This is a genomic window from Modestobacter sp. NPDC049651 (assembly GCF_040659695.1).
In the GTDB taxonomy this organism is placed as follows: Bacteria; Actinomycetota; Actinomycetes; order Mycobacteriales; family Geodermatophilaceae; genus Modestobacter.
Genome location: NZ_JBFAOG010000016.1, coordinates 64,421 through 89,920 on the forward strand (window position 1 = coordinate 64,421; position 25,500 = coordinate 89,920).

Below are 25,500 nucleotides of genomic sequence, written 5' to 3' on the forward strand. Positions count from 1 at the left end.
ACCCTCCGGTCATGGACCTCCGCCTGAGCCCCGTCACCCCCGCCACCGTGACCGCCGCCTGCCGGCTGCGGATCCGCCCGGAGCAGGAGGGTGTGGTGGCGCCCGTCGCCGAGTCGCTCGCCGAGGCCTACGCCAGCCCCGACGTCGCGTGGCCGCGGGTGGTCACCGACGGCGACGGCGGCCCCGTCGTCGGCTTCGTCATGGCCGCCTTCGACCCGGGCAACGAGATCGAGGCGTTCCGCTGCGGCATCTGGCGGCTCGCCGTCGCCGCGGAGGCACAGGGGCAGGGAGTCGGCCGGTTCGCCGTCCGGGCCGTGGCCGACGAGGCCCGCCGGCGGGGGCAGGAGCGGATCACCGTGCTGTGGGAGCGGCACCCGCACGGGCCGGAGGGCTTCTACCTGCGCCTGGGCTTCCGGCCCACCGGGGAGGAGCTGTTCGGTGAGGTCGTGGGGGAGCTGGTGCTCTGAGCGGTGGCCGTGGTCACCGCCGTGCGGCGGAACACCGCGGGCCCGTCGGGGGCTGGTGGGTAGCGTGGCAGCTGTGAAGAAGGTCGTCGTGCTGGACTACGGGTCGGGCAACCTGCGCTCGGCCGAGCGGGCGCTCACCCGGGTGGGTGCCGACGTCACGGTGACCGCCGACCCGCACGCCGCCCTGGAGGCCGACGGTCTCGTCGTCCCGGGTGTCGGCGCGTACGCGGCCTGCATGGCGGGGCTGCGGGCGGTCGAGGGGCCGAAGGTGATCGGCCGCCGGGTGGCCGGCGGGCGCCCGGTGCTCGGCATCTGCGTGGGCATGCAGGTGCTGTTCGAGCGGGGCGTCGAGCACGGCGTGGACGCCGAGGGGTGCGGCGAGTGGCCGGGCACCGTCGAGCAGCTGAAGGCGCCGGTGCTGCCGCACATGGGCTGGAACACCGTGCAGCCCGCGGAGGGCTCGACGCTGTTCGCGGGCCTCGAGGACCAGCGCTTCTACTTCGTGCACTCCTACGGGGTGCGGCACTTCCCGCTGTCCGAGCCCGGCGTCACCGGCCGGCTCACGCCGCCGTCGGTCACCTGGGCCGAGCACGGCGACCGCTTCGTCGCGGGCGTGGAGAACGGCCCGCTGTCGGCGACCCAGTTCCACCCGGAGAAGAGCGGCGACGCCGGCGCGCAGCTGCTCACCAACTGGCTCGACTCGCTGGACTGACCTGGTCCTCCGGACGCGGCCGGCGCACCCCTAGGGTGAGCCGGCTCTCGTCTGCTGGAGGTCGTCGGTGCGTGCCGGTCGTGTACCCGGGCTGGTCGCCCTGCTCCTGCTCGGGGCGCTGGCCGCGCTGAGCGTGCTGGTGCTCCAGCCGCCCGCGCCCGCGGCGTCCGACGCGCCGGCCGACCGGTTCAGCGCCGGGCGCGCGTTCGCGGACGTCGAGGAGATCGCGCGGGAGACGCACGTGACCGGCAGCGCCGCCGACGACCGGGTCCGCGACCACCTCCTCGCCCGGCTCACCGGCCTCGGGCTGCAGCCGCGGGTCCAGGACGCCGTCGGCGCGAACCCGGGCGACCCGGGCGAGGTGGAGATGGCGCGGGTGCGCAACGTCGTCGCCGAGCTGCCCGGCCGCGACCCCACCGGCCGGCTGCTGCTCGTCGCGCACCACGACTCGGTGGAGACCGGCCCCGGCGGCAACGACGACGCGGCGGGCGTCTCCTCGGTGCTGGAGACGCTGCGCGCGCTCACCGCGGGCCCGCAGCTGCGCAACGACGTCGTGGTGGTGTTCACCGACGCCGAGGAGGCGTGCCTCTGCGGCGCGGAGGCCTTCGCGGCCGGCGACCCGCTCGCGGCCGACGGCGGGGTCGTGCTGAACCTGGAGGCCCGCGGCACCGGCGGCCCGCCGATCATGTTCGAGACGGCGCGGGGCAACGCCGGGCTGGCCGGCGTCTTCGCCGCGGCCGCGCCGCACCCGGTTGCCACCAGCTTCGCCGTCGAGGTCTACCGCGCGCTGCCCAACGACACCGACTTCAGCCCGCTGCTCGACGCCGGGTTCACCGGGCTGAACACCGCCTGGATCGAGGGCTCGGCGGCGTACCACACGCCCGAGGACACACCGGACCGGATGGACCGCGGCAGCCTGCAGGCGATGGGCGACAACGCCCTGGCGCTGACCCGGGAGCTCGGCGGCCGCGACCTGCGCGAGCTGGCCCGCCCCGGGGACGCCGACGCGGTGTACTTCCCGGTCCTCGGCCGGCTGGTCCGGTTCCCCGGCTGGTCGGTGTGGCCGCTCGCCGGCCTGGCGGTGGCCGCGCTGGGCGGGTTGGCCGCGCTCGCCCGGAGCCGGGCCGGGACGCCGCTGCGCCGGTCGCTGGCCGGCTTCGGGCTCGCGCTGCTGCCCGTCGTCCTCGCCCCGCTGGCGGCGCAGGGGGCGTGGGCGCTGCTGACCGCGGTGCGGCCGGGCTACGCCGGGATGATCGACCCGTGGCGACCGGGCTGGTACCGGCTCGGCGTGGTCGCGCTGGTGCTCTTCGTGGTGCTCGCCTGGTACGCGCTGCTGCGCCGGGTCGGGGCGACGGCGCTGGCGGTGGGGGCGCTGGGCTGGCCGGTGGTGCTGGGCGCCGTCCTCGCCGCGGTCGCGCCCGGCGGGTCGTACCTGGCCGCGCTGCCGGCGCTGGCCGGCGGGGTGGCCGGCGTGGTCGGGCTGCTGTCGGGCCGGCCGTGGGTCCGGCTGCTCGGCGCGCTGCTCGCCGGGGCGGTGGCGGTGGTCGTGCTCGCGCCGACGATCGCGCTGTTCTTCCCGGCGCTGGGGCTGGCGACCGGGGCGGCGCCGGCGCTGTTCGCGGTGCTGCTCGCGCTGGTCCTGCTGCCGGTGCTGGAGCTGCTGTTCCCGGCGGCGGAGCGGGCTGCGGCGGGAGAGCGGCCCCGGCGGCGGGGCGCGGCGCTGGTGCCGGCGGTGGCGGGGGTGCTCGTGGTGGCGCTGTTCGGCACCGGGCTGGTCGTCGACCGGTTCGACGCGCGGCACCCGGTGCCCACCCAGCTGATGTACGCCCTGGACGCCGACCGGGACCGGGCCTGGTGGATCAGCACCGAGGACGACCCGGTCGACTGGACGGCGCGGTACGTCGGCGGGCACGAGGACCTCGGCGACGCGTTCCCGGTGTTCTCCGGCGACGTCACCACCGGCCGGGCGGAGGCCGCGGACCTGCCCGCGCCCGCGCTGACGACCGCGGTCCGGGACCTCGTCGGGGGCCGGCGGGAGCTCACCGTGCGGCTGCAGTCGCAGCGGGCCGCGCGGCTGGTGGTGCTGGACGTCGCCGGCGCGGAGGTCACCGGTGCGGTGGTGGCCGGGCGGGAGGTGCCCGCCGAGGCGCTGGGCACCGACCGGCTGACCGTCACCTTCCACGCGCCGCCGGCCGAGGGGGTCACGGCGACGGTCGAGGTGTCCGGCGACGGCCCGGTGACCGTGCGTGCGCTGGACGGCAGCGACGGGCTCGCCGACCTGCCCGGCTTCGTGCCGCGGCCGGCCGGGGTGGGGGTCGCCGGGACCCACACCTCCGACCTGCTGGTGGTCGGGACCTCCCGCGAGGTGCGCTAGCTGCGCAGGTAGCTGCCGCCGTTGACGTCGACGATCGTGCCGGTGGAGAACGCCGCCTCGGGGGAGGCCAGCCACAGCACCGCGGAGGCGACCTCCTCGGGCTTCGCCACCCGGCCGTAGGGCGACTGGGCGCGGACGGCGTCCCCGCCCGGCCCGTCGAGCACGTCGCGGGCCATCTCGGTCTGCACGAACCCGGGCGCGACGCAGGTGACCGAGATGCCCTGCGGGGCCAGCGCGAGGGCCATCGACTGGGCGAAGGCGTTGAGCCCGGCCTTGGACGCGCCGTAGGCGGGGGTGTCGGGCTCACCGCGGAACGCGCCGCGGCTGGTGACGTTGACGACCGCCCCGCCGCCGGCGGCGACCAGGTGCGGGACGGCGCGGAACGTCGCGTTGGCCGCGCCGGTGAGGTTCACCGCGAGCGTGCGCGCCCAGATCGCCTGCCAGTCCTCGTACGCGGTGGTCAGCGGCGGGTGGGCGGTGAAGACGCCGGCGTTGTTGACCAGCACCTGCAGCCCGCCGAGCGCCTCGGCCGCCTCGTCGACGAACCGGGCCACCGCGGCGGCGTCCGCGAGATCGCCCTGCACGACGGTGTGCCCGCTGCCGGGGAGCTCTGCTGCGACCTGCTCGGCAGCCGCCCGGGAGCTGCTGGAGTGCACGGCCACCCGGTCGCCGCGGGACGCGAACGCGTGCGCGATGGCGCGGCCGATGCCGCGGGAGGAACCGGTCACGAGCACGGGGCGGGAGTCGGTCACCGCGGCAGTCAACCAGCCGCGCCCCACCTGCCCCGGTGCACCACCTCGTCGACCCCGCGGCGCCCGCGCCGCAACGACGGCGACCGCGGGTCGTCGGAGCCGGGGTAGCCGACCGAGACGCAGCCGACCGGCTGGTACCCGTCGGGCACGCCGAACGCGGCGCGGAACGCCGGGATGCGCTCGGGCGGCACGCCGAAGAAGCAGGCGCCGAGGCCCTCGTCGACCGCGGTGAGCAGCACGAGCAGTGCGGCCATGCCGGTGTCGACGTCCCAGTAGGGCACCGGCCAGCGGGCCTCGTCGCGGTCGGTCCAGCCCTTGTCGGCGGCGGCGTAGCGGTCGAGGTAGGCGGCCTTGTGCGACAGCGGCACGACCAGCAGCGGGGCGCGGCGCATCCGGGTGAGCCAGCGGTCCGGCGGGCCGTCCCCGGTGGTCGCCGTCCAGAAGCGGTCGCGCTCCTCGGGGCTCTCCAGGACCAGGAACGCCCAGCCCTGGCTGAACCCGGCCGAGGGGGCGCGGATGGCGTGCTCGAGCAGCCGCTCGCGGACCTCGGGCGGCACCGGGCGGTCGGGGTCGTAGTCGCGGACCATCCGGCGCCGGCGCACCACCTCGCGGAACTCCATGGCAGCACCCTGCCGCAGCGGTCCGGCAGGACCCGTCGGGAGGTCCACCTAGGCTGACGCCGTGCCCGAACTGCAGCTGCTGCCCGCCGTCGACGTCGCCGACGGCCTCGCCGTCCGACTGACCCAGGGGGAGGCCGGGAGCGAGACCTCCTACGGCGACCCGCTGGAGGCCGCGCTGCAGTGGCAGCGCGACGGGGCGCAGTGGGTGCACCTGGTCGACCTGGACGCCGCCTTCGGCCGCGGCTCGAACCGGGAGCTGCTGGCCCGCGTCGTCGGCGAGCTCGACGTCGACGTGGAGCTGTCCGGCGGCATCCGGGACGACGAGTCGCTGGCCGCCGCGCTGGCCACCGGCTGCCGCCGGGTCAACCTGGGCACCGCGGCGCTGGAGTCGCCGGAGTGGTGCGCCCGGGCGATCGCCGAGCACGGTGACCGGATCGCCGTCGGCCTGGACGTGCGCGGCACCCGGCTGGCCGCCCGCGGCTGGACCCAGGAGGGCGGCGAGCTGTACGAGACGCTGGCCCGGCTGGACGCCGAGGGCTGCTCCCGCTACGTCGTCACCGACATCACCAAGGACGGCACGCTGCGCGGGCCGAACCTCGACCTGCTGCGCGAGGTCTGCGCCGCCACCCCGCGGCCGGTCGTCGCGTCGGGTGGGGTCAGCTCGCTCGACGACATCCGCGCGCTGGCCGGGCTGACCGCGGTCGGCGTCGAGGGCGCGATCGTGGGCAAGGCGCTGTACGCGGGGGCGTTCACGCTGCCCGAGGCGCTGGCGGTGACCAGGGGGTGACCACCCAGCGGCTCGGGTCCGGCGCGCCCTGGGAGCCGGTCGTCGGCTACAGCCGGGTGGTCGTCGCCGGTGACCGGGCGTGGGTGAGCGGCACGACGGCGACGGTCGACGGCGTCGTGCAGCACCCGGGCGACCTGGCCGCGCAGACGCGCGTGGCGCTGGCGAACGTGGCCGCGGCGCTGGCGCAGGCGGGCTTCGCGCTGGGCGACGTCGTCCGCACCCGGATGTACGTCACCGACATCAGCCGGTGGGAGGAGGCCGGGCGGGTGCACGGCGAGCACTTCGCCGACGTGCGGCCGGCCACCTCGATGGTGCAGGTGGCGGCGCTGATCGACCCGGCGATGCTGATCGAGATCGAGGCGGACGCGGTGCGAGGAGCTGGGGCATGAGCTTGGCGGTGCGGGTGATCCCGTGTCTGGACGTCGACGCCGGCCGGGTGGTCAAGGGCGTCAACTTCGTCGACCTGGTCGACGCCGGCGACCCGGTGGAGATGGCCCGGGTCTACGACGCCGAGGGCGCCGACGAGCTGACCTTCCTGGACATCACGGCGAGCTCCGGTGACCGGGAGACCACCTACGACGTCGTCCGGCGGACGGCGGAGTCCGTGTTCATCCCGCTGACCGTGGGCGGCGGCGTGCGGTCGGTGGCCGACGTCGACAAGCTCCTGCGGGCCGGTGCCGACAAGGTCGCGGTGAACACCGCCGCGGTCGCCCGCCCGGAGCTGATCAGCGAGATCGCCGACCGGTTCGGCAACCAGGTGCTGGTGCTGTCGCTGGACGCGCGCCGCGTGCAGGACGGCGCACGCACCGACTCGGGCTTCGAGATCACCACGCACGGCGGCCGCCGGGGCACCGGCCGGGACGCCGTCGAGTGGGTGGTGCAGGCCGCGGAGCTGGGCGTGGGCGAGGTGCTGCTCAACTCGATGGACGCCGACGGCACCCGCGCCGGGTTCGACACCGAGCTGATCCGCGCGGTGCGCCGCGAGGTGACCGTGCCGCTGATCGCCAGTGGGGGAGCGGGCGCGGTCGAGCACTTCCCGCCGGCGGTCGAGGCCGGCGCCGACGCCGTGCTGGCGGCGAGCGTCTTCCACTTCGGGCAGCTGCGGGTCGGCGACGTGAAGCAGGCGCTGGACGCGGCCGGTGTGCCGATCCGCCGGGAGTCCGACCGCCCCCTGGTCTGACCGCCGTGGAGCAGCTGGTCGCGCTGGGGACGGCCGACGCCGGTGAGGTGCTGACGCTGCAGCGCGCCGCCTACGTGACCGAGGCGCAGGCGCACGACGACCTGCAGCTGCCCGCCCTGCGGCAGTCGCTCGCGGAGCTGTCCGACGAGCTCGGCCGCCCGGACGTCGTGGCGGTGGGGTGGCGGGACGGTGCCGGGCGGCTGGTGGCGGCCGTCCGGGCGACCGTGGTGGGCGCCGTCGCCGAGATCGGCCGCCTCACGGTCGCACCGGACCGGCAGGGCGAACGGCTCGGGTCGCGGCTGCTGGCCGCGGTCGAGGAGGCCCTGCCGGCCGCGGTCCGGGAGGTGCGGCTGTTCACCGGCGAGCGCAGCGGGGCCAACCTGCGGCTCTACCGACGGCTCGGCTACCGCGAGACGCACCGCACCCGCACCCCCGCGGGGTACGCGCTCGTGCACCTGGGCAAGCCGCGGGGCTGACGTTGCCGGGCGTCTGCACCCCGTTCCGGCGCTGTCCACAGGCACCGTTCCGGCTGGTCAGCGGTCCACCCGGTCGGTATGATCGAACACGTGTTCGAACGACAGGCGAGTGTGCTCGACCGGCCGGGTGGGTCGGCCGTCGAGACCGAGCTGCGCCGGCTGCTCGACAGCGTGTCGTCCGAGCTGGAGCTGCACCCGCCGGTGCCCTGCGTCGAGTGGGTACCGGAGCTGGCCGGCCGGCGCCGTACCGCGGACGCCCGGTTCGCAGCGCGGGCGGAGCGGCTGGACCAGCTGGCCACGGAGGGTGGCGCGCACCTGGAGCGAGCGGTGCGCGCGCAGCGGGAGCTGTCCCGGGCCGCCGCCGAGCAGGCCGAGGCGCTGGCAGGGTTCGCGCGGTGCCGGCCGTCGTCGTTCGACCGGCCGGAGTCGGAGATCGGCGCGGCCGCGGCCCGCACCCGGGCGGCTCGGCCGGCGGTGCTGGCCGACGTCAGCGAGTGGGCGGTCGACGAGGTCAGCACCGGGCTCGGGCTGACCGCCGACGCCGCGCAGGGACTGCTCGTCGACTCGCTGCTGCTGGTCGACCGGCTGCCGGCCACCCTCGATGCCCTGGCCGACGGCCGGATCAGCTGGGGGCACGCCCGGGTGATGACCGACCTGGTCGCGCCGCTGCGCGACGAGGTGCGGGCCGACGCCGAGGCGCGGCTGCTGGCCCGGAGCGCGGGGAAGACACGCAACCAGCTGCGCGCGGCCGCGCGCCGGCTGGTGATGGAGCTGGACGCCGCGGCGGTGGCCCGGCGGGTGACCGAGGCGGTGCGGCGGCGCCGGGTCGTCGTCCACGGCGGCGACGACGGGATGGCCACGCTGTCGGTCGTGCTGCCCGCGCCCGTGGCCCGGGCGCTGCAGGACGCGCTGCGCCGGTTCGCCGACGCAGCAGCGACCGAGGGTGACGAGCGCACGCGGGAGCAGCGGATGGTCGACTGCCTGGTCGACCTGGTGCTGCGCCCGGGGGAGCACGGGCTCTCGCCGGTGCAGGCACGGATCACGCTGGTGACGGCGATCGAGACGCTGCTGGGCGGCGACGAGCCGGGGGAGGTCGACGGGGACCTGGTGCCGGCGCAGATGGTGCGGGAGCTCGCGGAGGCGCTGGGGCTGATGCCGCGGACCGACCCGCCCGAGGCCGAGCGCGAGCCGTTGGCCGACCCGGACCCCGAGCCGCCCAGCCGTACCGCCGCAGATCCTGGACCGGAGCGTGCCCCTGTTGATGAGCTCGACCGCTCGCCCGCGGACGAGCGTGCCCGCGCGGGGCTGGCCGACCTGCTCACCGCGCGGGTCCTGCGGGGCACCGCGCTGGCGCACCGGCCGCACCTGGGGCTGATCGACGGGTTGAGCGGTCAGCTGGTCGCGCTCACCGACGCCCTCGCGCTGCGTGCGGCCGCCGCGCCGGCCGCGCCCTCGGGCCACCACCGGAGACGCCGCGGTACCGACCCGCGGCCGAGCTGGACGCGTTCGTCCGGCTGCGCGACCGGCGCTGCCGGTTCCCCGGCTGCCGCGCGCGGCCGATCCGCTGCGACCTCGACCACACTCTGCCGTTCCCGTACGGCCCGACCGCGCACCACAACCTGTGCTGCCTCTGCCGGCACCACCACCGGCTCAGCCACCAGGCGCCCGGCTGGTCGCTGCGCGGCCTCCCCGACGGCGGGCTGGAGTGGGCCACCCCCACCGGCCAGGTGCTCATCACCCACCCGCCACGCTTCGGGGCGGACGACGACCTGCCGCCGGACCCGACGGCCGCAGGGGCACGGCCGCAGGAAGGGCCCCCGCAGGGCGATCCGCCACCGTTCTGAGCCCCGCCGGGCCACCTCGCCCCCTGCGGTCCCTCGGCAGCCCGACCGGTGATCGGCACCATCTCAGCTGCCAACTCCCTGGGAGTTTCTTCGGCAGCGGCCGCCCGGGTCGTCCGCCGGTCCGCGCGGTGCGGCCGACCTACGGTCCCCCGTGGCTGCCGCGCTCTGCGCCGGCCACGCAGACTCCAGCAACTGACGGGACTTCCAGCATGCGCACGTCGCGACGCACCGGGCCGACCGCCCGCCGGCTCGCCCTCCTCCTCGCCACCGCCGTCGGAGGCGCCGTGGTCGCCACCGCGGCGGCCGGTCCCGCGCTGGCCGCTCCGGCCTCCGCGACCGCGTGGCCCGCCTCGCCGCAGGTGGACTCGCCGTACGGGCTCGACTTCCACGGCGACGTCCTCTACGTCGCGCAGCGGAGCACCGGCATCTCCACCGTCACAGCGGACGGCACCGCGACCCCCATCGTCCAGGGCACCGAGGACGTCATGGGCATCGCGGTCGCCCCGAACGGGGACATCTACTTCACCCTCGACAGCGGGCCCGACGTCCGACGGATCGACGCCACGGACCTCGCCGCCAACCCGGCCGCCTACAAGTCCGCCGGCTGGATGGCGCGGACCACGGTGGTCGCCACCCTGCCCATCTCCGGGACCCTGGGCCTCGAGCGCGCCGACGACGGCACCCTCTACGTCACGGACTACTACACGCGACAGCTCTACCGCGTGAGCAACGGCGTCACCACCCCGCTGCTCAGCGACCCGCACCGGTTCTGGGGCATGGACCTGACCGCCGACGGCGACCTGTACGCCACCGACGACCAGACCTATGAGCTCTACCGCATCGACGCGGCCGACCTGGCCGCCGGTGCGATCACCGACGGCGACCTGACCGACCTGGGCGAGGCCAACGGGACCTGCGGTCTGGCGTTCTTCGGCGACGGCAACACCTACTACGAGAGCGACTGCGGCGGCATGCAGAAGCTGGCCCTCGTGCCGTCGGACGGCGGCGACCAGAGCGGCGGTGGCACCCCCATCGACACCCCCGTCGACACCCCCGACACCTCGACGCCGGACACCTCGACGCCGGACACCTCGACGCCGGGCACCTCGACGCCGGGCACCTCGACGCCCGTGACCGACCCGCCGGTCACCCAGCCTGCGCCGGTCACCCAGCCTGCGCCGGTCACCCAGCCTGCGCCGGTCACCCAGCCCGCGCCGGTGACCCAGCCGGCTCCGGCCTCGGGGCGCGCCGCCAAGGCCTCGGTCGCGCCCGGGCAGGTCCAGACCATCACCGGTGAGGGCTTCCTCCCGGGCGAGCGGGTCCACGGCGTACTGCACTCGACCCCCGTCGACCTCGGCTGGGCGACCGCCGACGCGAACGGCGTGGCGACGTTCACGGTGACCCTGCCCGCCGGGTTCGAGCCGGGGGCGCACAGCGTGACGATGCAGGGCGAGACCAGCGGCCTCGTCGTCACCGCCGACTTCACGGTCGCCGACACGCCGGCCGCTGCCGGGAGCTCCCACGGTCTGGCCTACACCGGCGCGGCCGTGAGCGTCCCGCTGGTCGGCGGTGTGCTGCTGCTCGGCGGTGGCGCGGCTCTCACGCTGGTCGCCCGGCGACGGGCCCAGCAGGGCTGACCCGAACGGGTCCACCCCGGGCCGCCCGGTGACGCACGTCGTCACCGGGCGGCCTGGTTGCGTCAGCCGCCGGTGACCTCCACCCGGGCCACGTCCTGCCGGCCGCTCACCCACAGCAGCACCTCCAGCGGCTCCCCGGCCACCGTCGTCATGGGCGAGCCGCTGCGCAGCCGGCGCACCGACGTCCCGCCCGGCAGGTCGGTGCGCCGGGCGAGCAGCCCGCCGTCGACGCCGGCCGCGTTCGACCGGGCCAGCAGCGGCACCGCCGACCACAGCTGGTCCTGCACGGCCCGGTCCAGCTCCCGCGGCGACCACCCCGGCTGCGCCCGCCGCACGTCCTCGTGGTGGATCACCATCTCCGTGGTGTTGAGCAGCCGGTCCACCACCGGCCACGCGGTGGGCACCCACCCGGGCGGCCCGCTGCGCACGTCCGCGACCAGCGCCGCGAAGTCCCGCTGCGCGGCACCCGCCATCGCCCGGTCGGTCCACGCGCCCAGCCGCCCGCCGACCACGAACCCGGGCGCCGCGTCCGGCCGCCGGTCCCGCAGCACCACGTGCGCCGCGAGGTCGCGGGCCCGCCACCCCTCGCAGCACGTGGGCGCATCAGGCCCGACCTCCGCGAGCAGGTCGGCGAGCGCGCGGCGCTCGGTCCGGGACGGCGCAGGGGAGTCGGTCACCGACCGGGGATACCGAGCCGACGACCAGCGGAAACGGACCCGGGTGCGAGGAAATTACCCGCGGTAACGATCGCGGGTAGTCTGCCAGCACCGCCCACGCACCGAGCAAGAGGAGATCCGTGTCCCGCCGCCGGACCCCCGATCCCGCAGCGGGCACCCGCCCGAGCGCCCCGGACGAGCGGAAGGACGTCGTCCGCCGCGGCCTCCGCCACGTCGCCCGCTCCATCCGCGAGCAGCCCGGCATCTTCACCTGGGCCGTCCTCGGGAGCAGCCTCTACGGCGGCATGACCGTCGCCAGCGCCTACGTCGTCGGCGGTGTCACCGACCGGGTGGTCCTCCCGGCCTACGACGACGGCGACACCTCCGCCGCCGCCCTCACGCTCGCCGCGCTGGTGATCATGGCCGTCGCCGTCCTCAAGATCGTCGGGATCATCGGCCGGCGGCTGTTCGCCGGCATCATGAGCTACCGGCTGCAGGCCGACTACCGCCGCCGCGTCACCGGCCAGTACCTCCGCCTGCCGCTGTCCTGGCACCAGCGCCACCCCACCGGCCAGCTGCTGTCCAACGCCAACTCCGACGTCGAGTCCGCCTGGTACTTCGTCTCCCCGCTGCCCTTCGCCGTCGGCGCCCTGGTGATGATCGGCATCACGGTCGCGGCCCTGCTGCTCACCGACCCGCTGCTCGCGGTCGTCGGCTTCGTCGTCTTCCCGCTCGTCTTCGTCATCAACGCCGTCTACAGCCAGGTGATGAGCCCCCGCATGGCCCGCGCCCAGCAGCTGCGCGCCGAGGTCAGCGAGATCGCCCACGAGAGCTTCGACGCCGCGCTCGTCGTCAAGACCCTCGGCCGCGAGCAGTCCGAGACCGACCGGTTCGCCGAGCGCGCCTACGAGCTGCGCGACGGTCTGGTCGCCGTCGGCCGGGTCCGCGGCCTGTTCGACCCGCTCATGGAGGCGCTGCCCAACCTCGGCACCCTCGCCGTCCTGCTGGTCGGCGCCGAGCGGGTCGCCGGCGGCGCCACCGACGCCGGTGAGCTGGTCTCCATCGCCTACCTGTTCACCCTGCTCGCCCTGCCCATCCGGGCCATCGGCTGGGTGCTCGCCGACCTGCCCCGCGCGCTGGCCGGCTTCGACCGGGTCGCGCCCGTGCTCGCCGCCACCGGCGAGACCCCGCACGGTCCGGACGCCGCCCCGGCCGGCACCGGCGGCGCCGCGCTCGCCGTCGACGACCTCACCTTCGGCTACGACGGCGTCGCGCGCCCCACCCTGGAGGGCGTCACCTTCGACGTCGCCCCCGGCCGCACCCTCGCCGTCGTCGGCCCCACCGGGTCGGGCAAGTCGACGCTCGCCGGCCTGCTGGTCCGCCTCGTCGACCCGTCCACCGGGCAGGTGCTGCTCGACGGCGTCGACCTGCGGACCCTCCGCGAGGGCGAGGTCAGCACCCAGGCTGCGTTCGTCCCGCAGGGCACGTTCCTCTTCGACGACACGGTCCGCGGCAACGTCACCCTCGGCGGACCCTGGGACGACGACGAGGTCTGGGCCGCGCTGCGCACCGCCGCCGCCGACGACTTCGTCAGCCGCCTCCCCGAGGGCCTCGACACCCGGGTGGGGGAGCGCGGCGCCAGCCTGTCCGGTGGTCAGCGGCAGCGGCTCGCGCTGGCCCGCGCCGTCGTCCGCCGTCCCCGGCTGCTGGTCCTCGACGACGCCACCAGCGCCGTCGACCCGGCCGTCGAGGCGCGCATCCTCGACGCGCTGCGCGCCGGCGACCACCCGGTCACCGTCGTGGTCGTCGCCTACCGGCAGGCCACCATCGCGCTGGCCGACGAGGTCGTGTGGATCGACCGCGGCCGGCTCGTCGCCCGTGGCATCCACGCCGAGCTGCTCGCCCAGGTGCCCGGCTACGCCCGCCTCGTGCAGGCCTACCAACCACCCGAGGACTCCCCGACCGCGCTGCAGGAGGTGCCGGCATGAGCACCGGGCTCGACGCCACCGAGCAGCGGCCGAAGAGCGCGCTCGCCACGCTCCGCCGCGGCCTGCGGATGATGCCGGAGTTCCGCCAGGGGCTGCCGGCCACGTTCGCCCTCTCGCTCATCGCCACCGCCGGCCGGGTGGTCGTGCCGATCGCCGTCCAGCAGACCCTCGACCGCGGTCTCGGCGCCCCCGGCGGCCCGGACCTCCCGCTGGTCCGCTGGCTGGTGGCGGCCTGCGCCGTGATCGTGGTCGTCACCGGCGTCGCCGTGTACCGGATGAACGTCCGGCTGTTCCGCACCACCGAGACCGCGCTCGCCGGCCTGCGGGTGCGCGCGTTCCGGCACGTGCACGACCTGTCGGTGCTGCACCAGCAGGGCCAGCGCCGCGGCTCGCTGGTCTCCCGGGTCACCAGCGACGTCGACCAGCTGTCGGTGTTCATGCAGTGGGGCGGCGTGCTCGGCCTGGTCAGCCTCGGCCAGCTCGTCGTCGCCACCGTGGTCATGGCGGTCTACTCCTGGCAGCTGACGCTGCTGGTGCTCGTCTGCTTCGTGCCGCTGGCGGTCGCGATCAAGTTCTTCGCCCGGCGGCTCGCGCACGTCTACGGCATCGTCCGCGAGCGGGTCGGCGACGTGCTGGCCGCGGTCGGCGAGTCCGTCGTCGGCGCCCCCACGGTGCGCGCCTACGGCATCCGCGCCCGGACGGCGGCCCGCATCGACACCGCGATCACCCGGCACTACGAGGCCTCCGTGCGCGCCCAGCGCACCACCGCGGCCGTCTACGTCAGCGGCGAGTTCGTCGCCGCCGTCGCCAACGCCGCGATCGTGGTCGTCGGCGTGCTGCTCGGGATCGGCGGGCACATCAGCGCCGGCACCCTGGTCGCCTTCCTGTTCCTCGTCACGCTGTTCGTCTCGCCGGTGCAGACCGCCAGCGAGGTGCTCAACGAGGCGCAGAACGCGGTCGCCGGCTTCCGCCGCGTGCTCGACGTGCTGGACACCGAGCCCGACGTCCGCGACCCCGCCGCGGGCCGCACGCTGCCGCCGGGCCCGCTGGACGTCCGCTTCGAGCACGTCACCTTCGCCTACGCCCCCGGCGCGCGGCCGGCGCTCACCGACGTCGACCTGGCCATCGCCGCCCGCACCCGGGTGGCCATCGTCGGCGAGACCGGCTCGGGCAAGACCACCTTCGCCAAGCTGGTCACCCGGCTGATGGACCCCACCGGCGGCCGCGTGCTCGTCGGTGGCGTCCCCGTGGACGAGGTGGCGTTCTCCTCGCTGCGCGAGCGGGTCGTGATGGTCCCGCAGGACGGCTTCCTCTTCGACGCCTCGGTCGCCGACAACGTCCGCTACGGCCGGCCCGGGCTCACCGACGCGCAGATCACCGCGGCCTTCGAGGAGCTCGGCCTGGGCGACTGGCTGGGCGGCCTCCCGGACGGCGTCGCGACGCCGGTCGGCCAGCGCGGCGAGTCGCTGTCGGCCGGCGAGCGGCAGCTCGTCGCCGTCGCCCGCGCCTACGTCGCCGACCCCGACCTGCTGGTGCTCGACGAGGCGACCAGCGCCGTCGACCCGGCCACCGAGATGGCGCTCACCCGCGCGCTGGACACGCTCACCAGCGGCCGCACCACGCTGACCATCGCGCACCGGCTGTCGACCGCCGAGCGGGCCGACGAGGTGCTCGTCGTCGACGCCGGCCGGGTGGTGCAGCGCGGCCGGCACGACGAGCTGGTCGACGCCGAGGGCCCCTACGCGCGGCTGCACGCCTCCTGGCGGCGGTCGTCGGGGCGCACGCCCGAGACGATCGCCTGACGCGCTTCCCCCGCCCGGGGGCCCGCAGGCCTTAGGTTCGCGCGCATGTCCCGCCGCCGTCCGCCGGCCGCCGCGCTCGTGGCCGCCCCGCTCGCCCTGCTCACCGCCTTCGGCGTCGGGCTGTTCGAGCTGCTCGCCCTCGCCTTCTCCAACGGCCAGTTCGACGACGGCGGGTGGCTGGTGGTCACCGTGCCGCTGCTGCTGATCGCCTGGCTCGTCGTCGGCGCGGTGCTGCTGCTCGTCGGCCGGTCGTGGCTGGCGCTGCTGCTGCCCGCCGCGGCGCTCGCGGTGTTCCTGGTGGTCGTCGGCGTCACCGAGGACGTCATCGCCGAGCTGGCCGTCGTCGCGCTGGTGCCCGCCGCCACCGCGCTGCTCAGCGCCCTGCCGGGGGTGCGGACCTGGGTGGCCGCGCGCTCCCAGCTCAGTCCCAGCTGACCACCAGCCGGCGCTGGACCGCCGTTCCTAACCTGCGCACCGTGCCGACGTCGACCCAGCGCCGCAGCCCGCGCGCCGTCCCGGCTCCGGCCCGCCGTCCGGCCCGCCGGGGCCCCGTCCCCACCACCCCCGCCCGGCCGCTGCCGGTGCCGTTCGCCGCGGTGTTCGGCGTGCTCACCGCGGTCGTCGACGGCTACCTCGGCTGGGTGCTCGTCTCCGACCCGGACGTGCCCGCGGGCTGGTGGCTCGTCCCGTTCGCCCTGCTGGCGGCGCTCGCCCTCCTCGGCGCCGCGCTCACCCTGGCCGGCCGCGCCCGGGGCGCCGCCGTGCTGGCCACCGCCGGCGCGCTGACGCTCGTCGGGCTCGTCGTCCTGCTGGTGCTCTTCCTCGCCGTCGGGCAGGCCGGCGGCACCTGGTGGGTGCTGGCCCTCCTCGTCGCGCCGCTGGGCGCGCTGGTGCTCGCCGCGCAGCGGCCGGTCCGGGCGTGGACCCACCGCAGGGGCCGTACCGCCCAGTAACGTCCGGCCGGTGAGCAGTGCGCAGAGGGACACGGACGCCGACGTGATCGTGGTGGGCGCGGGGCTGGCCGGGCTGGTCGCCACCGCCGAGCTGGCTGACGCCGGCAAGCGGGTGCTGCTGGTCGAGCAGGAGCCGGCGGCCGCGCTGGGCGGCCAGGCCTTCTGGTCCTTCGGCGGGCTGTTCCTCGTCGACAGCCCCGAGCAGCGCCGGTTGCGGGTGCGCGACTCCCTCGAGCTGGCCCGCCAGGACTGGTTCGGCACCGCTGGCTTCGACCGGCCCGAGGACCACTGGCCGCGCCAGTGGGCCGAGGCCTACCTGCAGTTCGCCGCGGGGGAGAAGCGCGCCTGGCTGCACGCCCAGGGCGTGCGGTTCTTCCCCGTCGTCGGCTGGGCCGAGCGCGGCGGCTACACCGCCACCGGCCACGGCAACTCGGTGCCGCGGTTCCACATCACCTGGGGCACCGGGCCCGGCGTCCTCGCGCCGTTCCTCCGCCGGGTCGCCGACGCCGTCGCGCGCGGCCGGGTGGAGGTGCGGCACCGGCACCGGGTCGACGGGCTCGTGCTCACCGACGGCGCGGTCACGGGCGTCCGGGGCACCCTGCTCGCCCCGGACGACGAGGCCGAGCGCGGCACCGCCAGCTCCCGGGTCGAGGTCGGGGAGTTCGAGCTCGCCGCGCAGGCCGTCGTCGTCACCTCCGGCGGGATCGGCGGCAACCACGACCTGGTGCGCCGGAACTGGCCGGCCCGGCTGGGCCCCGCGCCGCGGCGGCTGCTGTCCGGGGTGCCCGCGCACGTCGACGGCCGGATGCTGCAGATCACCCAGGACGCCGGCGGGCACGTCATCAACCCCGACCGGATGTGGCACTACACCGAGGGCATCGCCAACCACTCGCCGATCTGGGCGCAGCACGGCATCCGCATCCTCCCCGGGCCCAGCTCGCTGTGGCTGGACGCCACCGGCCGCCGGCTGCCCGTGCCCTTGTTCCCCGGTTTCGACACCCTCGGCACGCTCGAGCACATCGGCACCACCGGGTACGAGCACACCTGGTTCGTGCTCACCCGGAAGATCGTGGAGAAGGAGTTCACCCTCTCCGGCTCCGAGCAGAACCCGGACCTCACCGGCAAGGACCTCAAGCTCCTGCTCAGCCGGGTGCGCAGCGGCGCCGCCGCCCCCGTGCAGGCGTTCCTCGACAAGGGGGAGGACTTCGTCGTCGCCCCGACGCTGCCCGAGCTGGTCGCCGGCATGAACCGGGTCACCGGCGGCGCCCCGCACCTGGACCTCGCCGTCGTCGAGCGGGAGGTCGTCGCCCGCGACCGGGAGATCGCGCACACCTTCACCAAGGACGCCCAGGTGACGGCGATGCGCCAGGCCCGCCGGTTCCTCGGCGACAAGCTCATCCGGGTCGCCCAGCCGCACCGGCTGCTCGACCCGGACGCCGGCCCGCTCATCGCCGTCCGGCTCAACCTGCTCACCCGCAAGACCCTCGGCGGGCTGGAGACCGACCTCGCCGGCCGGGTGCTGCGCGCCGACGGCGAGCCGTTCCCAGGCCTGTACGCCGCCGGCGAGGTCGCCGGGTTCGGCGGCGGCGGGATGCACGGCTACCGCTCGCTCGAGGGCACCTTCCTCGGCGGCTGCCTGTTCTCCGGCCGGGTCGCCGGGCGGTCGCTGGCGGAGGTCCTGTGAGGATGGCCCGGTGAGGATGCTGCCGTGACGTCCGCCGACTGGGACCCACCCGAGCCCTACACCGGGCCGCCGCGGTACGAGGGCGGCCGGCCGCCGGTCTGGGCGGCACCCACCTGGGGACCCCCGCCGCAGCAGTGGGGGCAGCAGCAGTGGGGGCAGCAGCCGCACTGGGGGCCGCCCCAGCACTGGGCTCCGCTCCCGCCGCCGTCCCGGCCGCGCCGGCCGGGCACGGTGGTCGCGGCCGCCGTCCTGGCCTACGTCTCCGCCGTGCTGGTGCTCCTGGGCACCCTGTGGGGCCTGCTGCTCAGCGGCCTGCTGGCGCTCGCCGGCCAGCTGCCGCTCGGCTTCGGCCCGGTCATGGCCGGCCTGCAGCTCGCGCTCATCGGCCTGCTGGTCACCGGCGCCACCCGGGCGCTGGGGCTGCGCCGCCGCTGGCTGCTCGCCGCCCTGGTGCTGCAGCTCGCCCTCGCCGGCTGGTGGTGGTCGACGCTCGGCGGCGTCTCCGACCTGGTCAGCGACGGCGGTGTGGCGCAGCTGCCCTGGCTGTTCGCCGGGCTGGCCGTGGTCGCGGCCGGCCTCGCCTGGTCGGCCGAGCTCACCCGCTGGACCGCCCGCGGGCGCGACCACCTGCGCGCACGACGGGGGCGGCAGGGCGCCTGACGCCGGGTGGGACGATCAGCAGCGTGTCCGCTCCCGCACTCGACCCCGCAGTCGGCGCGCTGCTGCGCCGCGACCCCGCCGGGCTCGTCGCCGCCGTCGTCCAGCAGCACGACACCGGTGAGGTGCTCATGGTCGCCTGGATGGACGACGAGGCGCTGCACCGCACCCTGACCACCGGCCGGGCCACCTACTGGTCCCGCAGCCGGCAGGAGTACTGGGTGAAGGGCGAGACGTCCGGCCACCGGCAGTGGGTGCGCGACGTCCGGCTGGACTGCGACGGCGACGCGCTGCTGCTCCTGGTCGACCAGGAGGGCCCGGCCTGCCACACCGGCGAGCGGTCCTGCTTCCACCGGCCGCTGGCGGTGTCCGATGCGGCTCGGTGACACCACCTCCCGGGCGGAGTTCGACGCGGCGCCGGGCCCGGTCGTCCCGGTCACCCGGCGGCTGCTGGCCGACAGCGAGACCGCCGTCGGCATCTACCGCAAGCTCGCCCGCGGCCGCACCGGCACGGTGCTGCTGGAGTCCGCCGAGCAGGGCAAGCAGTGGTCGCGGTACAGCTTCGTCGGCGTCCGCAGCGCCGGCGTCCTGACCGAGCGCGACGGCCGCACCCAGTGGCTGGGGGAGGAGCTGCCCGGGCTGACCGGTGACCTGCCCACCGACCCGCTGGCCGCCGTGCGCACGCTGACCCGCCGGCTGCGCACCCCCCGCCGCCCCGACCTGCCGCCGCTGACCGGCGGGCTGGTGGGCTACCTCGGCTACGACGTCGTCCGCCGGCTGGAGCGGATCCCGTCGTCGGCGACCGACGACCTCGGCATGCCCGAGCTCGCGCTGATGCTGGTCACCGACCTGGCCGTGCTCGACCACACCGACGCGACCGTGCTGCTCATCGCCAACGCGCTGCAGCCCGGCCCGGCCGGCTACGACGACGCCGTCGCCCGGCTGGACGCGATGGCCGCCGACCTCAACCGCGCGTCCCCGCCCGCGGTGGCCACCCTCGCCAGCGCCGAGGTCCCGCCGGTGACCACCAACATGGCGCCGGGGGAGTTCGAGGCCGGCGTCGAGCGGGTGCGCGAGCACGTCAAGGCCGGCGACGTGTTCCAGACCGTGCTCAGCCAGCGCTTCGAGCTGGCCACCGACGTCGCGGCGCTCGACCTCTACCGGGTGCTGCGCGCCACCAACCCCTCGCCGTACATGTACCTGCTCCGGTTCGCCGGCCGCGAGTCGCCGTTCGACGTCGTCGGCTCCTCCCCGGAGGCGCTGGTGACCGTGACCGGCGACCGGGCCGTCGTCCACCCACCGGCCGGCACCCGCCCGCGGGGCGCCACCCCGGAGGACGACGTCCGGCTCACCGAGGAGCTGCTCGCCGACCCCAAGGAGCGCGCCGAGCACGTGATGCTGGTCGACCTGGCCCGCAACGACCTCGGCCGGGTGTGCGTCCCGGGCACCGTGGAGGTCGCCGACTTCATGCGGGTCGAGCGCTACAGCCACGTCATGCACCTGGTCAGCACCGTGGGCGGGCAGGTGCAGGCCGGCCGGGACGCGCTCGACGTCTTCGACGCGACGTTCCCCGCCGGCACCGTCTCCGGGGCGCCCAAGCCGCGGGCGATGGAGGTCATCGAGTCGCTCGAGCCCACCCGGCGGGGCCTGTACTCCGGCACGGTCGGCTACCTCGACGCCTCCGGCGACATGGACATGGCGATCGCGCTGCGCACCGCCGTGCTGCACGACGGGCGCGCGTACGTGCAGGCCGGTGCCGGTGTCGTCGCCGACAGCGACCCGGTCACCGAGGAGGCCGAGACCCGGCACAAGGCGCGCGCGGTGCTCTCGGCGATCGCCACCGCGGAGGGGCTGCGGGAACTGCCGTGAGCAGGTCGACCACCCGGCGCGAGCTCACCCTCGCCGTCCTCGGGTCCGCGCTCGCCGGCGGGCTGGCGCTCTCGGCGTCGTCCCAGCCGTGGGCGCACGTCACCGTGCTGCGGGAGGCGCCGCTGCCCCCGACGTCCGCCGTCCTCGACGGCAGCGCGGCCGCGCCGCTGGTGTCGGCCTGCGGGCTGCTGCTGCTCGCCGCCGCGGTCGCGGTGATCGCCGTGCGCGGCGTGGCCCGGGCCGTCGTCGGACTGCTGGTCGCGGTGGCCGGCGGGGTGCTCGGCTGGTCCGGCGCCGTCGGCCTGGCCGGGCGGCTGGGCGTCGAGCCGGGCGACGTCCCCGGCGCGGGCACGCTCGGGCAGACCGGCGTGCGCACCGAGGCGGTGCACACCTGGCCGGCGCTGGCCCTGGTGGCCGGGGTGCTCGCCGTGCTCGCCGGCGGCCTGGTCGTGCTGCGCGGCCGCGGCTGGCCGGGCATGGGACGCCGCTACGAGCGGGGCCGCACCGGGCCCCACCAGCCCACCGGCCGGCCCGCCGCCCAGCCGGCCGAGCGCGTGGAGCCGGCGCGGCCGGTGACCGCCGAGGACGAGCACTCCGCCGCCTGGAAGGCGCTGGACCGGGGCGAGGACCCGACAGAGTAGGACCCCCGGTCGGCGCGCCGCGCCCGGCCCCCGGCCGGGACCGGACCGGGGCGTCTCTAGAGTGATCTCTGCCTATCGACTGGTGAGGAGGCGTCCCGTGACCGATGCTGAGGGTTTCCTCCGATGAGCGTCCTCGACGAGATCGTCGCCGGGGTCCGGGAGGACGTGGCGGCCCGCCAGGCGCTGCGCCCGCTGGCCGACGTGCAGGCCGCCGCCCAGGACGCCCGCCCGGCGCTGGACGCGCTGGCCGCGCTGCGCGCCCCCGGTGTCGGGGTGATCGCCGAGGTCAAGCGGCGCAGCCCGAGCAAGGGCGCGCTGGCCGAGATCACCGACCCCGCCGCGCTGGCCGCCCAGTACGCCGCCGGCGGTGCCCGGGTGATCAGCGTGCTCACCGAGGGCCGGCGCTTCGGCGGCTCGCACGCCGACCTGGCCGCCGTCCGCGCCGCCGTCGACGTACCGGTGCTGAACAAGGACTTCGTGGTCAGCAGCTACCAGGTGCACGAGGCCCGCGCCTTCGGCGCCGACCTGGTGCTGCTGATCGTCGCCGCGCTCGAGCAGCCGGTGCTCACCGGCCTGCTGGAGCGGGTCGAGTCGCTGGGCATGACCGCGCTGGTCGAGGTGCACAGCGAGGCCGAGGCCGACCGCGCGCTGGCCGCGGGTGCCTCGGTGATCGGCGTCAACGCCCGCGACCTGACCACGCTGTCGGTCGACCGGTCCACCTTCGAGCGGATCGCGCCGGGGCTGCCCAGCGAGGTCGTCAAGATCGCCGAGTCCGGCGTCCGCGGGCCGCACGACCTGATCAGCTACGCGGCGGCCGGTGCCGACGCGGTGCTGGTCGGCGAGGGCCTGGTCACCGCCGGCGACGCGCGCCAGGCGGTGGCCGACCTGGTGACCGCCGGCTCGCACCCGGCGACCCCTCGCACCACGCGGTGACCGGGCGCGCGACACTAGGGGCGTGACCCTCTCGGCTCAGAACCCGGCCCCCGACGTCCGCGAGCTGCCGGCGCGGCCGGGCTGGCCGGACGCCGCGGGCCACTTCGGGAAGTTCGGCGGCCGGTTCGTCCCCGAGGCGCTGGTCGCCGCTCTCGACGACCTCACCGAGGCGTACGAGGCGATGCGGGTCGACCCGGCCTTCCTCGAGGAGTTCGCCCGCCTCCAGCGCGACTACACCGGCCGGCCCAGCCCGATCACCGAGGTGCCGAAGTTCGCCGAGCACTGCGGCGGCGCCACCGTGTACCTCAAGCGCGAGGACCTCAACCACACCGGCTCGCACAAGATCAACAACGTGCTGGGCCAGGCGCTGCTGACCAAGCGGATCGGCAAGACCCGGGTCATCGCCGAGACAGGCGCCGGCCAGCACGGCGTCGCCACCGCGACCGCCGCGGCCCTGATGGGGCTGTCCTGCACCGTGTACATGGGCGAGGAGGACACCCGCCGCCAGGCGCTCAACGTCGCCCGGATGCGGTTGCTCGGCGCCGAGGTCGTCCCGGTGACCACCGGCTCGCGCACCCTCAAGGACGCCATCAACGAGGCGTTCCGCGACTGGGTGACCAACGTCGAGACCACCAACTACGTGTTCGGCACCGTCGCCGGCCCGCACCCGTTCCCGGCGATGGTCCGCGACTTCCAGCGGGTCATCGGCGACGAGGCGCGCGAGCAGGTGCTCGGCCGCCTCGACCGGCTGCCGGACGCCGTCCTGGCCTGCGTCGGCGGCGGCTCGAACGCCATCGGCATCTTCACCGCCTTCGTGCCCGACGAGGGCGTGCGGCTGATCGGCCTGGAGGCCGGCGGCGACGGCGTCGAGACCGGCCGGCACGCCGCCTCGATCACCGGCGGCGACCCGGGGGTGCTGCACGGCGCCCGGTCCTACCTGCTGCAGGACGCCAACGGCCAGACCGTCGAGTCGCACTCGATCTCCGCCGGCCTGGACTACCCGGGCGTCGGCCCGGAGCACTCCTACCTGCACGACATCGGCCGCGCCGAGTACCGCCCGGTCACCGACGAGCAGGCCATGGAGGCCTTCGCCCTGCTCTGCCGCACCGAGGGCATCATCCCGGCGATCGAGTCGGCGCACGCGCTGGCCGGTGCCATGCAGGTCGGTCGCGAGCTCGGGCCCGACGCGCTGCTGCTGGTCAACCTCTCCGGCCGCGGCGACAAGGACGTGGAGACTGCGAGTGCCTGGTTCGGTCTCGGGGAGCACACCGCCCCGACCGACGAGGACGACCGGGCGGTCGAGGCCGGCCGGGGTGCCGAGCCGGGACCGCCGCTGGGCACCGCCGACGACGACACCGTGGGGGACCGGGCATGAGCGCCCTGCACAACAGGATCGAGGCCGCCCGGGCCGAGGGGCGGGCGGCGCTGATCGCCTACCTCCCCGTGGGGTACCCGGACGTGCCGGGCTCGATCGAGGCGATGGTCGCCGCCGTCGAGGGTGGTGCGGACATCGTCGAGATCGGCGTGCCGTACAGCGACCCGGGGATGGACGGCCCGGTCATCCAGCAGGCCGTGGACGTCGCCGTGCGGGCCGGCGTGGGCATGGCCGACGTGCTGCGCGCCGTCCGGGCGGTCGCCGACGCCGGCGCCGTCCCGGTGGTGATGAGCTACTGGAACCCCATCGAGCGCTACGGCGTGGACCGGTTCGCCGACGACCTGGCAGCTGCCGGGGGAGCGGGGGCGATCACCCCCGACCTCATCCCCGAGGAGGCCGGCCCGTGGCTCGCCGCGACCGACCGCACCGGCGGTGACCGGGTGTTCCTCGTCGCGCCGTCGTCCACCGACGCCCGGCTCGCGGCCACCGCCGCGGCCTGCCGCGGCTTCGTCTACGCCGCCTCGACGATGGGGGTCACCGGCACCCGGGCCACCGTCGGCGACGCCGCCGAGCGGCTGGTCGCGCGCACCCGCGAGGTCGCGCAGGTGCCGGTCTGCGTCGGGCTGGGCGTCTCCGACGGCGACCAGGCCGCCGAGGTCGCCGCCTTCGCCGACGGCGTCATCGTCGGCTCCGCGTACGTCCGGGAGCTGCTCGAGGGCCGCGGCCCCGCCGGCGTCCGGCGGCTGTCGGCCGAGCTGGCCGAGGGGGTCCGCCGCGCCGGGGTGCCGGCATGACCGCGCTGGCCGCGATCCCCAGCCCCACCCAGGGGGTCTGGGACGTCGGCCCGTTCCCGCTGCGGGCCTACGCGCTGTGCATCATCGCCGGCATCCTGGTCGCCTGCTGGCTGTCCGAGCGGCGCTGGGTGGCCCGCGGCGGCAAGCCCGGCGACGTGCTGGACATCGCCGTGTGGGCGGTCCCGTTCGGCATCGTCGGCGGCCGGCTCTACCACGTCATCACCACCCCGGAGCCGTACTTCGGCAAGGGGGGTGACCCGGTCCGGGCGCTGGCCATCTGGGAGGGCGGCCTGGGCATCTGGGGCGCCATCGCCCTGGGCGCGCTCGGTGCCTGGATCGGCTGCCGGCGGCGCGGGATCCCGCTGCCGGCGTTCGCCGACGCGATCGCGCCGGGCATCGTGCTCGCCCAGGCGGTCGGCCGGCTCGGCAACTGGTTCAACAACGAGCTCTACGGCAAGGCGACCGACCTGCCCTGGGCGCTGACCGTGCACTGCTGGGACTCCGGCGCGGGGCGCGCGCAGACCTGCCCGGGCGGGACGACGACGGTGCTGGGCACCTTCCACCCGACGTTCCTGTACGAGCTGGTCTGGGACGTGCTGGTCGCGGTCCTGGTCATCTGGGCCGACCGCCGCTTCCGGCTCTCGCACGGCCGGGCGTTCGCGCTGTACGTCGCCGCCTACTGCCTGGGCCGGTTCTGGATCGAGCTGCTGCGCATCGACACCGCCGAGCACTTCCTGGGCCTGCGGCTCAACGTGTTCACCTCGATCGTCGTCTTCGTGCTCGCGGTGGCGTACCTGGTCTGGCAGCGCGGCCGGCCGCGGGAGGTCATCACCCGCGGGGGCGCCACGGCGCCGCAGACCATCGGGAGCACCCCGCCCGCGACCTCGGACGACGCAGGGGACGAGGACGCGGGGGAGAAGGTGGCGGAGGGGGGCGAGCAGGCCCCCCGACCGCCCCGCTGACCCGGCCGGACGGCCTCCGGGAGGGTGTGGCGCGTCTCCCGGAGGAGACATGTGCGACATCTGCCGGACATGTCGACCCGGGGTGCCCGCTGTGTACGCTGAGCGCAACCGTCCCGGCGATCCTGGGTCGGTCGAACCCGTCGGAACCGGGCCAGCGACGCCCCGAGCACGACGCCCCGCGCACCACCGCCCGCGGCCACCAGCCCCCGCGGGCGCGCGGGACGCCCCGGGCCGGGCGGACGCACCGTGTCCCGCCGGACCGCGGACGTCCCACCCGTCAGACCGCAGCGGCTCCCCCCGCCCAGGTCCTCCTCGCACGACCCACCCGCTCTGACCA

General features: G+C 76.2%; 25 protein-coding genes. 22 read left to right on the forward strand and 3 right to left on the reverse strand.

What is annotated here, in order from left to right:
• Nucleotides 1-11: 11 nt before the first annotated feature.
• From AB0J00_RS18420 to AB0J00_RS18430, 3 genes are all read left to right on the forward strand, one after another.
• Nucleotides 12-467, forward strand: a complete 456-nt coding sequence (locus AB0J00_RS18420) for a GNAT family N-acetyltransferase (RefSeq protein WP_357747480.1) — start codon at nt 12-14, stop codon at nt 465-467.
• Nucleotides 468-540: 73 nt separating this feature from the next.
• On the forward strand, nt 541-1,179 hold the full coding sequence (gene hisH, locus AB0J00_RS18425) for an imidazole glycerol phosphate synthase subunit HisH (protein ID WP_357747482.1): 639 nt from the start codon (nt 541-543) through the stop codon (nt 1,177-1,179).
• Nucleotides 1,180-1,246: 67 nt separating this feature from the next.
• Complete coding sequence (locus AB0J00_RS18430) at nt 1,247-3,553, forward strand: M28 family peptidase (protein ID WP_357747484.1); 2,307 nt, start codon at nt 1,247-1,249, stop codon at nt 3,551-3,553.
• Here AB0J00_RS18430 and AB0J00_RS18435 read toward each other — a convergent pair.
• Entirely contained in the window at nt 3,550-4,305 is a 756-nt protein-coding gene (locus AB0J00_RS18435; RefSeq protein WP_357747487.1) for an SDR family oxidoreductase, read from the reverse strand. The two genes, AB0J00_RS18430 and AB0J00_RS18435, sit on opposite strands and share 4 nt — an antisense overlap.
• An 8-nt stretch (nt 4,306-4,313) precedes the next feature.
• Nucleotides 4,314-4,925, reverse strand: coding sequence for a nitroreductase family protein (locus AB0J00_RS18440; protein WP_357747490.1), 612 nt, complete (start codon nt 4,923-4,925; stop codon nt 4,314-4,316).
• Between the two features lie 61 nt (nt 4,926-4,986).
• On the opposite strand from AB0J00_RS18440, the gene priA reads away from it, so the two are divergent.
• The 6 genes from priA to AB0J00_RS18470 all read left to right on the forward strand — a co-directional run bounded on the left by priA (nt 4,987) and on the right by AB0J00_RS18470 (nt 10,849).
• Nucleotides 4,987-5,712: a bifunctional 1-(5-phosphoribosyl)-5-((5-phosphoribosylamino)methylideneamino)imidazole-4-carboxamide isomerase/phosphoribosylanthranilate isomerase PriA gene (gene priA, locus AB0J00_RS18445; protein WP_357747493.1), complete on the forward strand. Its 726-nt coding sequence runs from the start codon at nt 4,987-4,989 to the stop codon at nt 5,710-5,712.
• Nucleotides 5,709-6,101 carry a RidA family protein gene (locus AB0J00_RS18450; protein WP_357747496.1) on the forward strand — a complete coding sequence of 131 codons (393 nt, stop codon included), beginning with the start codon at nt 5,709-5,711 and terminating at the stop codon, nt 6,099-6,101. Before priA ends, AB0J00_RS18450 begins: the two co-directional genes overlap by 4 nt.
• Nucleotides 6,098-6,892: an imidazole glycerol phosphate synthase subunit HisF gene (gene hisF / locus AB0J00_RS18455; protein WP_357747499.1), complete on the forward strand. Its 795-nt coding sequence runs from the start codon at nt 6,098-6,100 to the stop codon at nt 6,890-6,892. The genes AB0J00_RS18450 and hisF overlap by 4 nt, the downstream gene beginning before the upstream one ends.
• Before the next feature lie 5 nt (nt 6,893-6,897).
• Complete coding sequence (locus AB0J00_RS18460; protein WP_357747501.1) at nt 6,898-7,368, forward strand: GNAT family N-acetyltransferase; 471 nt, start codon at nt 6,898-6,900, stop codon at nt 7,366-7,368.
• A 90-nt stretch (nt 7,369-7,458) separates the two neighbouring features.
• A complete protein-coding gene (locus AB0J00_RS18465; RefSeq protein ID WP_357747503.1) occupies nt 7,459-9,264 on the forward strand; it encodes a DUF222 domain-containing protein in 1,806 nt (601 codons plus the stop codon).
• 157 nt (nt 9,265-9,421) lie between these two features.
• The gene (locus AB0J00_RS18470) at nt 9,422-10,849 is read left to right on the forward strand and encodes a hypothetical protein (protein WP_357747506.1); all 1,428 of its coding nucleotides are present in this window, start codon (nt 9,422-9,424) and stop codon (nt 10,847-10,849) included.
• Between the two features lie 62 nt (nt 10,850-10,911).
• Here the strand turns inward: AB0J00_RS18470 and AB0J00_RS18475 are convergent, their stop codons facing one another.
• On the reverse strand, nt 10,912-11,526 hold the full coding sequence (locus tag AB0J00_RS18475) for a TIGR03085 family metal-binding protein (RefSeq protein ID WP_357747508.1): 615 nt from the start codon (nt 11,524-11,526) through the stop codon (nt 10,912-10,914).
• Nucleotides 11,527-11,645: 119 nt separating this feature from the next.
• Here AB0J00_RS18475 and AB0J00_RS18480 point away from each other — a divergent pair, with 119 nt between their 5' ends.
• From AB0J00_RS18480 to lgt, 13 genes are all read left to right on the forward strand, one after another.
• Nucleotides 11,646-13,493, forward strand: coding sequence for an ABC transporter ATP-binding protein (locus tag AB0J00_RS18480; protein WP_357747510.1), 1,848 nt, complete (start codon nt 11,646-11,648; stop codon nt 13,491-13,493).
• Nucleotides 13,490-15,295 carry an ABC transporter ATP-binding protein gene (locus AB0J00_RS18485; RefSeq protein WP_357747512.1) on the forward strand — a complete coding sequence of 602 codons (1,806 nt, stop codon included), beginning with the start codon at nt 13,490-13,492 and terminating at the stop codon, nt 15,293-15,295. Before AB0J00_RS18480 ends, AB0J00_RS18485 begins: the two co-directional genes overlap by 4 nt.
• 45 nt (nt 15,296-15,340) lie before the next feature.
• Entirely contained in the window at nt 15,341-15,730 is a 390-nt protein-coding gene (locus tag AB0J00_RS18490; protein ID WP_357747514.1) for a hypothetical protein, read from the forward strand.
• A 41-nt stretch (nt 15,731-15,771) separates the two neighbouring features.
• Nucleotides 15,772-16,248, forward strand: a complete 477-nt coding sequence (locus AB0J00_RS18495) for a hypothetical protein (protein ID WP_357747517.1) — start codon at nt 15,772-15,774, stop codon at nt 16,246-16,248.
• Between the two features lie 10 nt (nt 16,249-16,258).
• Nucleotides 16,259-17,932: an FAD-binding dehydrogenase gene (locus AB0J00_RS18500; RefSeq protein WP_357747520.1), complete on the forward strand. Its 1,674-nt coding sequence runs from the start codon at nt 16,259-16,261 to the stop codon at nt 17,930-17,932.
• Between the two features lie 24 nt (nt 17,933-17,956).
• A complete protein-coding gene (locus AB0J00_RS18505) occupies nt 17,957-18,592 on the forward strand; it encodes a hypothetical protein (RefSeq protein WP_357747523.1) in 636 nt (211 codons plus the stop codon).
• 23 nt (nt 18,593-18,615) lie between these two features.
• Entirely contained in the window at nt 18,616-18,975 is a 360-nt protein-coding gene (gene hisI / locus AB0J00_RS18510) for a phosphoribosyl-AMP cyclohydrolase (protein ID WP_357747526.1), read from the forward strand.
• Nucleotides 18,962-20,458 (forward strand): anthranilate synthase component I, encoded by a 1,497-nt coding sequence (locus AB0J00_RS18515; protein WP_357747529.1) that lies wholly within the window; start codon nt 18,962-18,964, stop codon nt 20,456-20,458. The genes hisI and AB0J00_RS18515 overlap by 14 nt, the downstream gene beginning before the upstream one ends.
• The gene (locus tag AB0J00_RS18520) at nt 20,455-21,099 is read left to right on the forward strand and encodes a Trp biosynthesis-associated membrane protein (RefSeq protein WP_357747532.1); all 645 of its coding nucleotides are present in this window, start codon (nt 20,455-20,457) and stop codon (nt 21,097-21,099) included. The genes AB0J00_RS18515 and AB0J00_RS18520 overlap by 4 nt, the downstream gene beginning before the upstream one ends.
• Before the next feature lie 123 nt (nt 21,100-21,222).
• Nucleotides 21,223-22,032: an indole-3-glycerol phosphate synthase TrpC gene (gene trpC, locus AB0J00_RS18525; protein WP_357747535.1), complete on the forward strand. Its 810-nt coding sequence runs from the start codon at nt 21,223-21,225 to the stop codon at nt 22,030-22,032.
• 64 nt (nt 22,033-22,096) lie between these two features.
• On the forward strand, nt 22,097-23,407 hold the full coding sequence (gene trpB, locus AB0J00_RS18530) for a tryptophan synthase subunit beta (RefSeq protein ID WP_357747567.1): 1,311 nt from the start codon (nt 22,097-22,099) through the stop codon (nt 23,405-23,407).
• Entirely contained in the window at nt 23,404-24,201 is a 798-nt protein-coding gene (gene trpA, locus AB0J00_RS18535; RefSeq protein WP_357747538.1) for a tryptophan synthase subunit alpha, read from the forward strand. The genes trpB and trpA overlap by 4 nt, the downstream gene beginning before the upstream one ends.
• Nucleotides 24,198-25,163 carry a prolipoprotein diacylglyceryl transferase gene (lgt, locus tag AB0J00_RS18540; protein WP_357747541.1) on the forward strand — a complete coding sequence of 322 codons (966 nt, stop codon included), beginning with the start codon at nt 24,198-24,200 and terminating at the stop codon, nt 25,161-25,163. Before trpA ends, lgt begins: the two co-directional genes overlap by 4 nt.
• The last annotated feature ends 337 nt before the right edge of the window (nt 25,164-25,500 follow it).

Bases quoted from the DNA above. Each gene is read 5' to 3' on its own strand.
- lgt (WP_357747541.1), top strand. From the start codon at position 24,198: ATGACCGCGCTGGCCGCGATCCCCAGCCCCACCCAGGGGGTCTGGGAC.
- AB0J00_RS18470 (WP_357747506.1), top strand. From the start codon at position 9,422: ATGCGCACGTCGCGACGCACCGGGCCGACCGCCCGCCGGCTCGCCCTC.
- AB0J00_RS18420 (WP_357747480.1), top strand. From the start codon at position 12: ATGGACCTCCGCCTGAGCCCCGTCACCCCCGCCACCGTGACCGCCGCC.
- AB0J00_RS18485 (WP_357747512.1), top strand. From the start codon at position 13,490: ATGAGCACCGGGCTCGACGCCACCGAGCAGCGGCCGAAGAGCGCGCTC.
- trpA (WP_357747538.1), top strand. From the start codon at position 23,404: ATGAGCGCCCTGCACAACAGGATCGAGGCCGCCCGGGCCGAGGGGCGG.
- AB0J00_RS18515 (WP_357747529.1), top strand. From the start codon at position 18,962: ATGCGGCTCGGTGACACCACCTCCCGGGCGGAGTTCGACGCGGCGCCG.
- trpC (WP_357747535.1), top strand. From the start codon at position 21,223: ATGAGCGTCCTCGACGAGATCGTCGCCGGGGTCCGGGAGGACGTGGCG.
- AB0J00_RS18440 (WP_357747490.1), bottom strand. From the start codon at position 4,925: ATGGAGTTCCGCGAGGTGGTGCGCCGGCGCCGGATGGTCCGCGACTAC.
- AB0J00_RS18490 (WP_357747514.1), top strand. From the start codon at position 15,341: ATGTCCCGCCGCCGTCCGCCGGCCGCCGCGCTCGTGGCCGCCCCGCTC.
- hisF (WP_357747499.1), top strand. From the start codon at position 6,098: ATGAGCTTGGCGGTGCGGGTGATCCCGTGTCTGGACGTCGACGCCGGC.